18 protein-coding genes are annotated in these 15,196 nt (G+C 51.6%); 16 read left to right on the forward strand and 2 right to left on the reverse strand.

What is annotated here, in order from left to right:
- Positions 1–25: 25 nt before the first annotated feature.
- The gene (locus tag EOD41_RS21185) at positions 26–1,786 is read left to right on the forward strand and encodes a lantibiotic dehydratase (protein ID WP_127707044.1); all 1,761 of its coding nucleotides are present in this window, start codon (positions 26–28) and stop codon (positions 1,784–1,786) included.
- Between the two features lie 17 nt (positions 1,787–1,803).
- Here the strand turns inward: EOD41_RS21185 and EOD41_RS16770 are convergent, their stop codons facing one another.
- A complete protein-coding gene (locus tag EOD41_RS16770; protein ID WP_127707046.1) occupies positions 1,804–2,541 on the reverse strand; it encodes a LytR/AlgR family response regulator transcription factor in 738 nt (245 codons plus the stop codon).
- Positions 2,538–3,617 (reverse strand): sensor histidine kinase, encoded by a 1,080-nt coding sequence (locus EOD41_RS16775; protein WP_164849965.1) that lies wholly within the window; start codon positions 3,615–3,617, stop codon positions 2,538–2,540. Before EOD41_RS16775 ends, EOD41_RS16770 begins: the two co-directional genes overlap by 4 nt.
- Before the next feature lie 101 nt (positions 3,618–3,718).
- Between EOD41_RS16775 and EOD41_RS20775 the strand changes: the two genes are divergently transcribed.
- The 15 genes from EOD41_RS20775 (at position 3,719) to traM (ending at position 15,132) form a co-directional block, all read left to right on the forward strand.
- On the forward strand, positions 3,719–3,892 hold the full coding sequence (locus EOD41_RS20775) for a hypothetical protein (protein WP_164849966.1): 174 nt from the start codon (positions 3,719–3,721) through the stop codon (positions 3,890–3,892).
- A 115-nt stretch (positions 3,893–4,007) separates the two neighbouring features.
- Complete coding sequence (locus tag EOD41_RS16780) at positions 4,008–5,105, forward strand: hypothetical protein (protein ID WP_127707051.1); 1,098 nt, start codon at positions 4,008–4,010, stop codon at positions 5,103–5,105.
- A gap of 86 nt (positions 5,106–5,191) precedes the next feature.
- Positions 5,192–6,025, forward strand: a complete 834-nt coding sequence (locus EOD41_RS16785) for an RteC domain-containing protein (RefSeq protein WP_127707053.1) — start codon at positions 5,192–5,194, stop codon at positions 6,023–6,025.
- A 110-nt stretch (positions 6,026–6,135) separates the two neighbouring features.
- Positions 6,136–6,666, forward strand: coding sequence for a hypothetical protein (locus EOD41_RS16790; RefSeq protein WP_127707055.1), 531 nt, complete (start codon positions 6,136–6,138; stop codon positions 6,664–6,666).
- Between the two features lie 4 nt (positions 6,667–6,670).
- Positions 6,671–7,012 carry a DUF4134 domain-containing protein gene (locus EOD41_RS16795; protein ID WP_394342475.1) on the forward strand — a complete coding sequence of 114 codons (342 nt, stop codon included), beginning with the start codon at positions 6,671–6,673 and terminating at the stop codon, positions 7,010–7,012.
- A gap of 9 nt (positions 7,013–7,021) precedes the next feature.
- Complete coding sequence (locus EOD41_RS16800) at positions 7,022–7,333, forward strand: DUF4133 domain-containing protein (protein ID WP_127707057.1); 312 nt, start codon at positions 7,022–7,024, stop codon at positions 7,331–7,333.
- Complete coding sequence (locus EOD41_RS16805) at positions 7,320–9,779, forward strand: TraG family conjugative transposon ATPase (protein WP_127707059.1); 2,460 nt, start codon at positions 7,320–7,322, stop codon at positions 9,777–9,779. Before EOD41_RS16800 ends, EOD41_RS16805 begins: the two co-directional genes overlap by 14 nt.
- On the forward strand, positions 9,776–10,081 hold the full coding sequence (locus EOD41_RS16810) for a hypothetical protein (protein ID WP_127707061.1): 306 nt from the start codon (positions 9,776–9,778) through the stop codon (positions 10,079–10,081). The genes EOD41_RS16805 and EOD41_RS16810 overlap by 4 nt, the downstream gene beginning before the upstream one ends.
- The gene (locus tag EOD41_RS16815) at positions 10,078–10,749 is read left to right on the forward strand and encodes a conjugal transfer protein TraI (protein WP_127707063.1); all 672 of its coding nucleotides are present in this window, start codon (positions 10,078–10,080) and stop codon (positions 10,747–10,749) included. Before EOD41_RS16810 ends, EOD41_RS16815 begins: the two co-directional genes overlap by 4 nt.
- Positions 10,742–11,422, forward strand: coding sequence for a hypothetical protein (locus EOD41_RS16820; protein WP_127707065.1), 681 nt, complete (start codon positions 10,742–10,744; stop codon positions 11,420–11,422). Before EOD41_RS16815 ends, EOD41_RS16820 begins: the two co-directional genes overlap by 8 nt.
- Entirely contained in the window at positions 11,406–12,050 is a 645-nt protein-coding gene (locus EOD41_RS16825) for a TerB family tellurite resistance protein (protein ID WP_127707067.1), read from the forward strand. The genes EOD41_RS16820 and EOD41_RS16825 overlap by 17 nt, the downstream gene beginning before the upstream one ends.
- A 10-nt stretch (positions 12,051–12,060) precedes the next feature.
- On the forward strand, positions 12,061–13,263 hold the full coding sequence (traJ, locus tag EOD41_RS16830) for a conjugative transposon protein TraJ (RefSeq protein WP_127707069.1): 1,203 nt from the start codon (positions 12,061–12,063) through the stop codon (positions 13,261–13,263).
- 5 nt (positions 13,264–13,268) lie between these two features.
- On the forward strand, positions 13,269–13,886 hold the full coding sequence (gene traK, locus EOD41_RS16835) for a conjugative transposon protein TraK (RefSeq protein ID WP_127707071.1): 618 nt from the start codon (positions 13,269–13,271) through the stop codon (positions 13,884–13,886).
- Positions 13,883–14,110: a hypothetical protein gene (locus EOD41_RS16840; protein ID WP_127707073.1), complete on the forward strand. Its 228-nt coding sequence runs from the start codon at positions 13,883–13,885 to the stop codon at positions 14,108–14,110. The genes traK and EOD41_RS16840 overlap by 4 nt, the downstream gene beginning before the upstream one ends.
- A 2-nt stretch (positions 14,111–14,112) precedes the next feature.
- Complete coding sequence (gene traM, locus EOD41_RS16845; protein WP_127707075.1) at positions 14,113–15,132, forward strand: conjugative transposon protein TraM; 1,020 nt, start codon at positions 14,113–14,115, stop codon at positions 15,130–15,132.
- Positions 15,133–15,196: the final 64 nt, after the last annotated feature.

Consider the following 15,196-nt stretch of genomic DNA (forward strand, 5'->3'; position numbering starts at 1 on the left):
CCAATTACCCGAGCCAGCGACCGGTATGGGAACCAGCGGCTTTTCCGTGCTCTTCCGGACGAACGGCGACCAACTGTGGATCGAAGCGGCAGGTGGTTATCACACCAATAGCCTGCCGGGACGTTTTACGCCGGCCAGTGAAGCGATCGAAACCGCTGCTGTGGCCATGGCGGCACACGAACAGGCGCTTAACCCGGATGTCCTGTTCGCGGAGCTCGTGCACCTGAGCGATCTTCATACCGACAATGTGAACCGCCGGTCCGTCATTTTACCGTTTGAGATCCCCATTATCGCGGCCTCAACGGTACCAAAATCCAGGCAACTGGCGCTTGCGGACCTGTTCGTTACCGTTTCAGGCGGCCGGGTACTGCTGACGTCGCGGTCACATGGCAAGATCGTCCTGCCCCGGCTGAGCTCTGCGTACAACCACGGCCTGAACGACCTCCCATTATTCCGTTTCCTGGCGGATATTCCTTACCAGTTCAGCAGTCCTGTACAGACGCTTGACCTACGGCAGCTTTTTCCCGGCCTTGATTTTTACCCGAGGGTGGTTTTCCGCCAGGCCGTCCTTGCGCCGGCGAGGTGGATCCTGACAGAATCCATCATCAAGAGCCTGGCCATGAAGAACAGTGAGGGAGAAACCATTAAAAACTTCAGATCGTTCAGCCAGCGCCTGGGATTGCCGGTCATCTTTGCCTGGGCACAGGGCGACCAGCAACTCATTTTTAATGCGCAGCGTGAGGCGGACATCCTTTTCTTTATCGCTTGTCTCGGACGGTCCAAAGTGGCAGAACTGCAGGAAGTATTGCTGGACAGCGGCAACAAGCCCGGAAGCCACCCGGTGGTCACTGTGCAGTATAACGCGTTTATCGAAGCGAGCCGCCCGCTTTCGCTACCCTATCCGGAAATACCCGGGAAAGCAAGCACCAGGAACAAACGGCGATTTATGCCAGGCTCGGAATGGCTCTATCTGAAGATCTATACGACACGACTTGCTACGGATGCGCTGCTACGGCAACTTGCGCCCTACCTCAAGAAACGATCGCGGGAGGACATCATTCGAAAATGGTTCTTCGTCCGGTATGAGGACCATGCGCCGCATATCCGGTTGCGCTTACTGGTAGCCCCGGCCGATCTCGGACAGGTTATGGCGGATATGCGCCGGCTCTTCGAAACAAAAGTGGAGCGACAATTGATCAGGGAATTTCAGGTCGACACGTATGCCAGGGAACTGGAACGTTATGGGATCACACCTTTTGAAGAAGTCGAGCAATTCTTCTGGTCGAGCAGTAAACTGGTCCTGAAATATCTGACCGGTAGAAAGAACCTATCAGCAAGTCCGCTGTATATATTCGCGTTAGCCATCACGCGTACACTGGTCGCTGCGGCGTTCGAAAATGAGGAACAACAAGCCACTTACTGTTTCGGGCGTTACCAGCAGCTCAGTCAGGAATTTGAGGGGGATAAGATCCATGTTGAACTCGATAAAAAGTTCAGGTCATTGCGAGCACCATTAAACGATACTTTGAGCGATGCATCTTTTTTCAGGCGTCTGCGCCTTGCAGGTTTGAACGCAACTTGCGTAGCAGATTTCCGCACGTTGATACAGCAAGTCAGCTTGAACAGCGCCGTTTACGAGGATCTGGTCGGCAGTCTTATCCATATGCACCTGAACCGCCTGTTCACGACGGAAAGCAGGAAGCAGGAGATGATCGTTTTCTACCTGCTGTTCAAGTACACGAGATCCCAAGCCTATAAAGGTAAAGGCCTTAATCAGCCTGGCTGACCGTCGGCAAAGCGCAATCAGGACGCACGCTCCGATTTCAGCAGCTTATCATCCATGTCTTTAAGGAACTGCTCTTTGTAATGATCGCCCATCGGCAGGTAGCGGCCGTCCTCCAGCCTCACCTGGTTACGTTCAATGATCCTGGCATAGTTGATATTGATCACGAATGACCGGTGAATACGGGTGAATAACTTGCGCGGGAGGTGCTGCATGATCTCTTTGAGCGTCAAATACGTCATGTGTTTCCCGTTCACGGTATGGATCTGGATATAGTTTACGGCACCTTCAATAAAGATCACCTCGTCAAAGCGTATGCGGACCATTCTTCCTTTGATCTCGCTTTTGATATTGAAATATTCCAGCTTTTCTTCTGCAGGCCCGCTACCCATCCGGTGCCACTTCCGTTTGACACGCTGGATGCATTTGAGGAACCTTTCACGATCGATCGGTTTCAGCAAATAATCGAAAGCTTCTTTCTCAAACGCCTGCAGAGCGTACTGCGGGAACGCGGTGGTAAAGATGACGGTCGTATAGAGGTTTACCATTCCGGCCAGCTCCAGCCCTGTCAACTGGCGCATATCGATGTCAACAAAGGTAATGTCAGGTGCCTGTGCACTGGTCAGAAAGTCGAGCGCCTCCAGCGGGTTCTCAGCAGAGCCGCAAAGTTCGAGGCCTGGTGTCGATTCGATATAATCCCGGAGCAGCGCAACGGCATCAGTTTCATCATCAATTACATAGCAGCGTATATTTTTCATAGGTCGATGGATAGATGTACAGCGAACTGATCCTGCTCATCGTTAACCTGCAGCTCGAACCTGTCCGGGTAAGCGTTTTGAAGACGCTTCCTGAGGTTATTCAACCCGAGCCCGGTTGTTGAATAAGCGGTCTTTTCTCTCTTTTTGTTTACGGTGGAAAAATGCAGTTTGTTCCCTCGTAGTTGAAGTTCAGCGGTTGCAGGGGCGCTTGGATCGCCACATTCGCCGTGTTTAATAACATTTTCTACAAGGGTCAACAAGGCCAGCGGTAAAATGAACCTGCCTGACAGCTCACCGTTCGATTTGAACCCGAGGTAACGCTTTTCATTAAAGCGCATGCGATCCAATCCAATCAGGTTACGGATCTGTTCGACTTCCTGTTTAAGTTCAATGGTTTTTTGCTGTGCGCTCCCCGCAGTGAGCGAGTACCGGAGCAGGTTGGACAGTAACATGATCCCTTTACCGGCCCTGTCCGATAATTTGTACACCGCATAATAAATGAAGTTCAAGGAATTAAACAGCAAGTGTGGACTGACCTGGTGTTGCAGATAGGCGTTTTCGACTGATATGTACCTGTTTTCCAGCTCGAGCATACTTGCTTGCTGGCGTAACCGCTCGATCTCCATTTGCTGCGCCTGATCCCTGAAACGGGTCAGGTACAACATGGACCAGTAAGCAATGCTAAAGCCGATGAAAAAGATCTGCCGGAAAATGTTAGACAGCAAATACGCCCTGGTAAAGACTTTCAACGATAGCCAGGGTGCGTCTGCCCCGGCCAGGAGACCGTCGATGACCGCTTTGAGGAGACCAAATACGATCATCTCCACAACGATAAGTCCGGCTGCGATCAGGTACGGGCTTTTCGTTTTAAAAAAACTAAAGTCAAGGATTACATGCGCGTTCAGGTAAAATAGGCTGATATACATCACGTAGTAAATCCCGTAATGGAGGTACTGCCCGTCCAGCCCAACTGTGGTGAACAGGCATAACAACTCATAGCTGATAAAGACTGCCCAGACCAGCAAGTGGTAAAATGCGGCCTGTTTCCACTGGCGGATTGGTCTGTTCTTTGTCATCTTAATGTCAACACCATCTCTTAACATAGCGCAAACGAGCCTCTGCGTAATAAACTTTTATACCCTGTTCTATCAAAATAGCTTTGGTCAAAACAAACACCATGAAAACGACCAAAGCAAAAAAATTATCCCGGCGACTCATGACCATTACGGATTTCAGTAGCGTCCGTAACGTGTCTTATGCTGCACGGCCAACAGAAGACACTTCTGATACGACGGCAACAATGACGATCATCATCACGACGATCAGCACCCACCGCGGGTTAAGAAATTAACATAAAGTTAATGAAACGATTTGTTTGTTTAAGATGGATTTATCGCCGATAGGTAAGTACCACCTGAGAAAAAGCGTATATTTTGCTAAAACCAGAGACACATCAATTAGAGAAGGTGGCTGGCGAATTATTAACCGCCGGCAAGTCGTGGCGAATTGAAACCGCCGCCGCCTGGCATGACCGTGTACTGCTGGCACTTGACACCCTGGAACAGCAGATCAACGCGCGTTACTTCGGGCCGGCCGGCGATCCATCAATCCGCAGATACCTGCGGTATCATCGAACGGCTATCACACTGTTGTCAGACCGCATGTTTACTTTCCTTCAGGACGACATTGCCGGTCCAACAGCGACACTGCTTAAAGATGTACTTCAACATCTGGAGACCGCTATCAGCAACCTGGGACATCGCTACCCGGACGCTTCCGGCAGTACCATTCCGGCCACTGCCTATTACCGGCATACGGTATTAGACGACTTCCAACGCAAGTCAGCCCTGATCTTGTCGATATTTGCCGACGATCAAACCAGGGAACTTTGGACAGCGATCGGGTATTCATTGGAAGAATTGCTACAGCCCTCGTCCGGTATCCGGTATGATCACGCGGAGCTTGGGCGGATAAGCAAATTTGCGGAACTGATCGTCCGGGAAGCCGGGCTGCCTACCTTTGACGCGCACCGGCTCTTCCGGCTGGCTTATATGGAAAACCTCAATACTTCCAAAGTAGCGGTATGGTACCAGGAGCAGTTCCTGCACGAAATATCCCGCTTGTCAGCGGCAGCATTGGAAAGCAGGTTCCTGAGGGAGGAACGCAGGCTGCTCCTCCATGGCGTTGCACCGAAAACAGCGTTTGATCCGCGACGGGAAAGCCTTTCCGACCAGTTGCCGGCATGGCTGCAAAAGTTGCGCAAACAACAGGTCACAGACAGCGACAAGACGACCGGCATCGCCCGTTTATCCCTGGAGCTTTCGGTCGCCCAACTCGGGCTGTTCCTGCGTTTATGTTACCTGACCGGTTGTTTTCACGAGCATAATATCTCCGCTCTATTGCGTTTTGTCAGCCGGCACTTTATTTCCAAGAAGCAGGACCACATCTCGCTTAAAAGTCTGGCGAAGGCATTTTACAATGCGGAACTCAGCACAGCCGCTTCAAACCGTGCCTGGCTGCAGCGTATGATCGATCGTATCAATCAAAAATATTTCCCTAAATAAGCCTATGGACGAAACCGACGCGGCATTGTTAGCTACACCTGCATGGATCGCAGGTGGCATTGCTGACCAAATCAAAACAAAAGTATATGATCGCCAAATTCAGCGAAAGACTCTACGCGGACCTGAACAGGGACCTTAATGAGTACGTACTGGGTGAAGATAACCCGATCAAACGGCTGGAAAAGTCAGTCCACAGCTGCGTTAAATACCTGATCCGTCTGAAAGAATTCTGTAAGGAGCATGACCCGTCCACCCCGGCCGAGCAGATCGAATTCTTTAAACACATCAAACCGAAGTTCAAATCGCTGCTCATCTTTTATCAGTCCTTACTGAGTATCGAGACGCGAAAGCCGATCGGAGAAGAGCAGGCCATCTGTGCCTTCCTGGCCAATGAACTGAAAGTACTGCATCATTTTTTCGAAAGCAATCTCTCTTTTTACCAGTACGTCCGCACGGAGGCAACCTATCTTGATGAACACTACTTTGTCCGCGGTTCTTATGATGTCCGCCTGGACCCGGACCAATGCGTCATCGATTCCGACCCGGCCTTTAGTACGACCCATGACCATAAGCTCGCGCAGGTACTGGCGAGTGAGTTGCTGCAGGAGCAACTGCAGCAGGACATTCTGCGGATCACGCAGCGGGAGGCCATTGTGCAGACAGAATCTGAATACCGCGACTTCGATTGGAAACAAACCAAATGCGCCCTGATCGAACTGATTTACAGCTGGCACGCGACGGAAGCGTTCGGCAAGAAGAGCCTGAAAAGCATCGTCAAGTTCATTGAACGTGCGTTCAACGTTTCGCTGGGCAACTTCTATGATACCTACGACTGGCTGTGCGGCAGGCAGACCCCAACCGCGTATCTGGACGAAATGAAAGAAGCCTTCCTGCTTCGGGCGCAAAAGCGATTAAGATAAAAAACAAAAAGTACACCTCCGACTCGGACAAACTCGGAGCATAGCGCTTAGGATGATCGTGACCTTTGTATGGTCGCTGTAATGGTGCAGCGACATTAAAACGATCATTTATGCTAAGTCAAATCTCGTGGACCAATTACCTGGTCAGCATTATTGTCCTGTTAGTGATCTATTACGGCTGGGTCGGCCTTCGCTTTTTTGGCAGCGACCTGCGGCGCGGCTGGGGCCCTAAGCGATCTGCCAGCATCGCGGACCTGGCAGACCTCACGGTGCCCTCCGTATCGGTGATGGGTGCTATTGCGCCGGAACCGGAACAGTTAAGGGATCACACGGAAATGCTTTTTGATGACCCGGAGCCCGATGCGCAAATGCCGCCAACGATAGCCGACGATATCGTGCCGGACATACAGCAATTCGAGTCGGAACTACAAGCCCTGGTCGATGTGATCACCGTATCCAAGGAGAGCAAAGCGAATTTCCTGCTGCTTTTCGGGCTGCTGACGGAAAAGTACGCCGCTGTTACGGATCCGGAGGTGCATGACCGGATCAAAGTGTTGCTGCTCCAGCAAGCCGGTGCGTTCGCTTTTAAACTTACTGCGGAAGAGTTAGAAAAACAATGGTTTAACCCTGTAATACATTAAAATCATGAAAACAATGCTTAATCGCTATGGTAAGGCCCATAGTCTGTTTATCCGGCTGATAACAGCTACCATCATCTTTGGCTTTATGCCTTTTATGTCCGCCATGGCCCAGGACGGCAATGCCGGCATCACTGAAGCGACCAACCAGGTGAAGGGTTATTTCGACACCGGCACGAACCTGATGTACGCCATCGGCGCGGTCGTCGGCCTGGTCGGCGCCGTCAAGGTTTACAAAAAGTGGAGCGATGGCGAACACGATACCGGCAAGGTAGCCTCCAGCTGGTTCGGGGCCTGTATCTTTCTGGTGATCGTTTCTACCGTTCTTAAATCATTTTTTGGCGTTTAAAAATCCTTTATGTCAGTATATCACATCAATAAGGGAATCAATAAACCGATCGAGTTCAAGGGCCTCAAGGCGCAGTATATCGCCTATCTGGGCGGCGGGCTGGTCGTGCTGCTCCTGGTTTTCGCAACGCTTTACCTGCTCGGAACACCGGTGCTGGTGTGCCTGCTGATCATCGGTCTCGCCGGCAGCGGCCTGTTCTTCAAAGTATTTGAAATGAGCCGGAAATATGGCCAGCACGGACTGATGAAACGCCGTTCATCAAAATATATACCTGACCACCTGAGATTCCATACAAGGAGGATATTTTATGAAAAACGCTGAACAGATCTTCCCGATCTATAAAGTCGAAAACGATGCGATGGTCTCCGCACAAGGGAACGTGACCGTTGCCTTTGAGGTACGCCTGCCCGAACTGTTTACGCTGTCCAACGATGAGTATGTCGCTTTTCATCAGGCCTGGGTAAAAGCCGTGAAGCTGCTGCCGGTCAACAGTATCCTCCATAAGCAGGATTGGTTTGTCGAAGCGCTGTACGAACCGGTTTTTGGTGATGAATCGTTCCTGAGCCATTCGAGTGAACGCTTTTTTAACGAACGCTCGTATCTGGCGCACCGTTGCCTGCTGATGCTGACCCAAAGACCAGCCGACTTCAGAACGGTCACCAGCAGCTCCAGCAGTCTTTTGCGCAAACACATCACCCCGCGGGAAGCGACTTCAGCAAGACTGTTCACGGAATTTCTGGATAGCGCCGGACAGTTTAAGCGGATCCTCGAGGATAGCGGCCTGGTCGGGTTAAAACGCCTGACGAACGAGGAACTGGCAGGGACACCCGAGCAGCCGGGCATTTTGGAGCAATATTGTTTCCTGCTGCGGGCGGGCGACCGTCCTTTGCTCAAAGACATCCACCTGAAAGGCGGCCTGATGATCGGCGAGGACCATTGCCAGTTGTACACGCTTTCCGACGCGGAGGAGCTGCCGGCTTTGTGCGGGCCGAGGATCACCTACGACCAGTACAGCACGGACAAAACCAAGTTCAGTACCGGCTTTGCGAGCCCGGTGGGCGCACTGTTGAATTGCAACCATATCTATAACCAGTACCTGATCATCGAAGATACCGCCAAAACGATCAAAAAACTGGAAGCGAAAAAGTTGCGTTTACAGTCCCTTTCCGCTTATTCAAGGGAGAATGCGATCGGCAGGGATGCCACGCAGGAATTTTTGAACGAAGCGATCAGCCAGCAAAGAGCGCCGGTGAAAGCGCATTTCAATATCCTTGCCTGGACATCGGATAAAGCCGCGCTGAAGGATATGAAGAACAAGGTTAGCTCGGCCCTGGCACAGCTGGATGCACAGCCCAAACTGGAAACTGACGGCGCACCGCAGATCTGGTGGGCAGGGCTTCCGGGCAATGCCGGCGATCTGCCGGTCAATGATACGTTCGACACGTTTGCAGAACAGGCTTGCTGCTTTTTCAACCTGGAAACGAACTATCAAAGCAGCTTGTCCCCTTGTGGTATCCGTTTGGGCGACCGGCTGAGCGGCAAACCGCTGCATGTCGACCTGAGCGACGAGCCGATGAAGAATGGCATCACGACCAATCGTAACAAGTTCATTCTGGGACCATCCGGTAGCGGCAAAAGTTTCTTTACCAACCATCTCCTGCGCAGTTATTACGAACAAGGTGCGCATGTGGTACTGGTCGATGTCGGTCACAGTTACGAAGGACTATGCGAGTTTCTGGATGGTTATTATTTTACCTACTCGGAAGAAAAGCCCATAAGTTTCAACCCATTCTACATTGGCAAGGGCGACAAACTCGATACGGAGAAAAGGGAAAGCATCAAAGCAATGCTGCTGGCCCTGTGGAAAAAGGAGGATGAAGGCGTACAACGTTCGGAGTACATCGCCATCTCGGACGCCTTGTTTCATTATTACGAACAGCTCACGGGGTTCGCGTGCTTTGATACCTTCTACGAATTCCTTAAAGGTCCTTTTTACGAAACCATGAAGCAAAGCAAGGTCAAGGACCAGCACTTTGATATCGACAACCTGCTTTTCGTCCTGCGGCCGTATTATAAAGGAGGCGAATACGATTATTTGCTCAACGCCCGGGAAAATCTGGACCTGCTGCACCGGCGGTTCATCGTTTTTGAACTGGATAATATCAAAGATCATCCCATTCTGTTCCCGGTCGTGACCCTGATCATTATGGAGACCTTCGTTTCCAAGATGCGCAAGCTACCAAAGGACGTCCGCAAAATGATCCTGATCGAGGAGGCCTGGAAAGCGATCGCCCGGGAAGGCATGGCCGAATACATTAAGTACCTGTTCAAGACGGTGAGAAAGTTTTTTGGTGAAGCGCTGGTGGTCACCCAGGATATTGAAGATATCATCAGTTCGCCAGTGGTAAAGCAAGCGATCATCAATAACAGTGACTGTAAAGTATTGCTGGATCAGCGCAAGTACCAGAACGATTTTCCTAAAATCCAGGCATTGCTTGGCATCACGGACAAAGAAACCGCTTTCATTATGAGTATGAACCGTGCCAATGACGAGCGGTACCGGTACAAGGAGGTCTTTATCAGCCTTAACGGGCAATTATCGCGGGTCTACCGCACGGAAGTGAGCCGGGAAGAGTACTGGACGTACACGACCGAATCGGCAGAAAAGGCCAAAGTCAAACGCTATAAGGAACGATATGGCGATATCCGCAAGGCCATCGCTGTCATCGTAAGGGAAGAAAGAGAAAGCAAACACACCGCGTTATGAAAAAGCACTTCACCATCCTGCTGCCGTGCATCATTGCTGCAGCCTGCAAAACAGAACCGGACCATGACGGAACGTACATCGCCCATTTTAAAGGCCAATACTCAGTCGGCGACGATACATTGATTGTCAAAGACAGTGTTGTAACGAAACGCACAGGCTACCAAAAAATAAGAGAAGGTAAACTGCTGGCGAAGGAACACCGGGTCAAACACTGGGTCATCGGCAGCCTGGACGCACCATTCCTGAGATTTGAAGGCGAAGACCTTTTCATTGGCGAAACCATTTATAAAAAAGTACCATGAAAAAGTTGAAAATTTTATTACTCGTGGCATCGCTTTGCTGGGTCCAGCAAAGTCATGCGCAAATCGCCATTGCGGAAGCGGTCAAACTTGTGGTCAAGAAAGTGATCAAGGCCATCGATCTGAAGGTGCAGCGCCTGCAGAATCAAACCATCTGGTTGCAGAACGCCCAAAAGACCCTGGAGAACGAGCTTTCAAAATTCCGGCTCACCGAAATATCGGATTGGTCGGAAAAGCAGAAAATGATCTATGACAACTACTATCAGGAGCTGTTGAAGGTCAAGTCTGTGATCGCTTACTACCAGCGGATCAAAACGCTCAGTTTGAAACAGGTGGCCATGGTATCGGAATATCAGCGCGCCTGGCGGCTGTTTCAGTCGGATAAGCATTTTAAACCTGGGGAATTAGCGGAAATGCAACGTGTCTACCTCGGCATACTGGAAGCCAGCGCCAGGAACCTTGATCAGATTATGCTGGTCATTCATCCGGGAAAAACGCAGATGACCGATCAGCAAAGATTGGAGATGATCAATAAAACAGGGGACCTGCTGGACGAGAATTACAGCGACCTGAAGCAATACAATCATCAGAACATGATCCTTTCACTGCAACGCAGCAAGGACCTGATCGAATTACGCACCATCAGACAATATTATGGAATCCATGAGTAACATCAGTAAAAAAGCGGGCGCTTTGCGCCGCCAAAGCCGCAAACTATTGGCCTTTGCGATGGTGACGGCGGGTATGAGCGGACAGCTGGCCTTTGGCCAGACCTTCTCGGAGTGGTTCAAGCAAAAGAGCACCCAAAAGAAGTACCTGTTACAGCAGATCAGCGCTTTGCTGGTCTACCGGCAAAACGCTCAAAAGGGCTATCAGATCGCAAAAGGCGGATTGGGCAGTATCAGCGGCTATCTCGGGAGGGAATTTCAATTACACGATACTTACTATAAAAAGTTAAAGACGGCCAGTACTGCCGTCCGGAACGAGCCGAGGGTGAAAGCTATCCTGCGCTGGCAACAGGACATTATCCACAGGATGCGTGCGCTTCATCAGGAACCGGGCCTAACGGCCGGGGAACGGCAGTATATCGGCGCAGTAGGCGCGGCGCTGCTTGGGAATTGTGAGGGGCTGCTTTACGACCTCGACGTGGTCCTCAGCGATGACAGAACGGCGATGAGCGATGAGGAACGGCTGCGGCAGATCGGCCGTTTGTACCTGGACATGCAGGAAAATTACCGGTTCGCAAGCACATTCCATCAGCAGGTCCTACTATTCAGCCGGTCGAGGCAGCATGAAATCATCGATGCAAAACAAATAAAAACGTTTTATGGGAACGATCACTAAATTTCAGAAGTTCGGTCTGCTGGTTTGCGGGCTGATCAGCCTCAGCGCACCGGGGAAGGCGCAAAGCCAGGAATTGCAGCAGTTATTGCTGAACATTGAAAAGCTAACGCAATTCAAGGCGATACTTTCTGATATGAAAACAGCCTACCGTATCTATCAACAGGGTTACGGAACCATATCGAACCTATCTAAAGGCAACTTCGATCTCCATAACGCCTACCTGACGGGTTTGATGGCCGTCAGTCCGGCGGTACGGAACAACCCACGCGTGGCACAGATCGTAGGCCAGCAGTCGGACCTGTTGAAAGAATACCGGCGTTTCGGTAACCTGTTCCGGCAGAGCGGCAGTTTCAGCCGGCAGGAGCTTTCCTATATCGACCGTGTCTTCAGCCAACTGGTCCGGCAAAGTAACGCAGCTGTTGCGGATCTTACCAATGTGATGACCGCGGGGAAACTCCGGATGTCGGATGACGACCGCCTGCGGGCGATCGACCGGCTTTTTATACAAAGCACGGAACAACTGCAGTTCCTTCGCTGGTTCAGCCGAAAGACGGCACTTCTCAGTCTTGCCCGCAGCAGGGACCTGAATGACACCCGCACGCTGCAACGCTTATATCAACTCCATTAACCGCATTGTTATGAAAAGTAAATTAATGACCAGCGTCCTGATGACGCTGACGGGGATCGCTTTACCGATACTTAGCCGGGCGGACGGCCTGGCGGACGATATCCACGGCCTGCAAGGTGTGCTCGATAAGGTCTATACAGAGATGCTGCCTTTATGCAGCGACCTGATCGGCGTGGCGCGGGGTATCGCAGGATTCGGTGCTTTGTGGTACATCGCTGCCAGGGTCTGGCGGCACCTGGCGAATGCAGAACCTGTGGACTTTTACCCGCTATTGCGTCCTTTCGGACTCGGCATGGCTGTTTTGCTGTTCCCGACGGTGATCGCCCTGATCAACGGTGTGATGAACCCGACCGTTACGGCTACCGGCAGCATGGTTAAAAACTCCGATGCGGCAATCGCCAGGCTTTTAAAGCAGAAACAAGAAGCCGTTGAACGTACCGACGCATGGCAAATGTATGTGGGCGATGACGGCGAAGGCGACCGCGACAAGTGGTATAAATATACCCATCCGGACGATGGGAATCATAATGAAGAAGGGTTGCTAAGCGGGCTCGGAAACGACGTGAAGTTCGCCATGGACAAAGCCAGTTATAAGTTCCGGAACAGTGTCAAGCAATGGATGAGCGAAGTGCTACAAGTGGTGTTTGAAGCTGCAGCGCTTTGCATCAATACCATCCGGACGTTTTACCTGGTGGTCCTCGCTATCCTGGGGCCGCTCGTGTTCGGACTGTCGGTCTTTGATGGGTTTCATCATACGCTGACCAGCTGGCTGGCCAAGTACCTGAATGTCTTCCTCTGGCTGCCGGTAGCGAACATCTTCGGCAGCATCATCGGTAAAGTGCAGGAAAATATGATCAGGCTGGACATCAGGCAGATCGACCAGGCAGGCGATACGTTTTTCAGTTCTACCGATACTGCTTACCTGATCTTTCTGCTGATCGGTATCGTCGGCTACTTCACGGTGCCAGCAGTGGCCGGCTACATTATCCATCCCGGCGGTAACAATGCCCTGCTGAACAAGATCACCAGCCTGACCTCGATCAGTCTGACCAACATTGGATCAGCCACCGTTTCCGCAGGGGCAGCCGGTACGAACCGGATGGCGGCTGGCGCCACTAACATCATCCAGGCCCCGGGGCATTTCGCAGAAGGTTACCGTTCTGCAGGCGGTGACCACCAGGCGGAAAAACTAAATGGAAACCCTAAAAAATAAAGATCATGTTTACGCACTTAAGAAACATCGAGAGCGCTTTTCAGCAGAACAAGCGGATCGTCGCGCTGGCGATCGTCACCAGTATGATGATCTCCATCACCGCCATCTGGCTTGGCTTCAGGGCCTACCAGAAAGCCAACGCACACATCTATGTGCTGGCCAATGGAAAGATACTGGATGCGGTTGCGGCGGACCGCCGCGAAAATGTACCGGTAGAAGCCCGCGATCATATCCGCATGTTCCATCATTATTTCTTTACGCTGGATCCTGACGAAAAAGTGATCGATCAAAATTTGCGTAAGGCGCTTTACCTCGCTGATGAAAGCGCCCGTAACCAATACAACGGCCTGAAGGAAAAGAACTTCTATAACAACCTGATCTCGGGTAATATCAGCCAGCAGATCGAAGTGGACAGTGTGCAGCTGGACATGGAGCGTTACCCTTACTTTTTCAAGTGCTTTGCCACAGAGAAACTGATCAGGGCGACGTCAACCATCCAAAAGCTGCTCGTTACCCAGGGCTACCTGCGCAACGTCAGCCGGTCGGATAATAACCCGCACGGTTTCCTGATCGAAAAATGGGAAACATTGGCAAATCGCGACACCGTTATCAGCCGGCCATGATACGCACACTCATCGACAAACTGAACCGCTGGTACAACTCAAGGGACAGCTGGGTACAGCTCGGCGTACTGTCCGGCTTCTGCCTCACTTCCCTGGTGCTGCTGTGGCTGGCCATCCGCTACATCCAATTTGACGTAAGGAGCTACAATACCAAGGTGCCGGCCTACATCGGACGACCCTCAGGCCCCGAATTTAAAGACAGTACAAAACATCAAAAACAATAGATATGGAAAAGCAACGAAAATTCTACCTGGTATTACCACTGCTGGTATTACCATTCCTGACGATGGCCTTCTGGGCTTTGGGCGGCGGCAAGGGCGGACGGGACACGGCTGTCTACGGAAAAGGCCTGGACACCGACCTGCCGGAGGCACAATTCGGGGACAAAGAAAAAAATGATAAGCTCGCGGTCTACCAGGCGGCGCAGCGTGATTCGGCAAGGGATGGGATCAGCCCGGCCTTTCTCCATGCCATCGGCTTAGCCGGTGATTCTGCCAACCATACGGCACAGGTGACGACCACTGATGAACAGGCACAGCAGCTCCAGAACAAGCTCGCTGCGCTCAACCGCCAGATCGGTCAACCGCAATCCGAACCTGCTCCGGCGTATGATGAACCCGAACCCGCGCAGGTCAGGCGGCTTAACAGGCTAATGGAGCAGGCCGGCCACAACGGCGGTGCCGACGACCCCGAGCTCAGGCAGTTGGACAAGATGCTGGATAAATTACAAGCCATTCAGAATCCCGCTACAGTAGCGCCGGTCAAAGCCGCTCCGGAAGCTTCGACACCTTTCCGCACGATCCCTGCGCTCATTGATGGCAAACAAAAGATCGCAAATGGCGCTGCAGTGAAAATGAAGCTCAATGATTCGGTAAGGATCAAGGGACAACTCCTGCCGCGTGGGCAAGTACTGTTCGGAACGGCGCAGATCGCGAACCAGCGCTTACTGGTACAGATCAAAAATATCCGTTCCGGAATACAGATCATCCCCGTTGACCTGACGGTCTTCAGCGAAGATGGTATGCCGGGCATTCCAGCACCTGAAGCGGAGTTAAGCGGGATCACGGCAAGCAATGCCGACCAGACCCTGCAAAGCATGCAGATCATGAGCATGGACCAGTCACTGGGCGCACAAGCAGCGGCGGGCGGGATCAACGCGGCCAAGGACCTTTTCAGCAAAAAGGTGAAAAAGATCAAAGTGAAATTAATGGACGCCTATCCGGTTCTGCTGAAAATCAACAAGTGATATGGAGCAGGCCGCGGGTTCCCCTGCGGCGAAAAGAAGACATGAACAAGTACTATTAAATCAA

Origin of the sequence: Mucilaginibacter limnophilus, from assembly GCF_004005815.1 — a bacterium.
GTDB lineage: Bacteria > Bacteroidota > Bacteroidia > Sphingobacteriales > Sphingobacteriaceae > Mucilaginibacter > Mucilaginibacter limnophilus.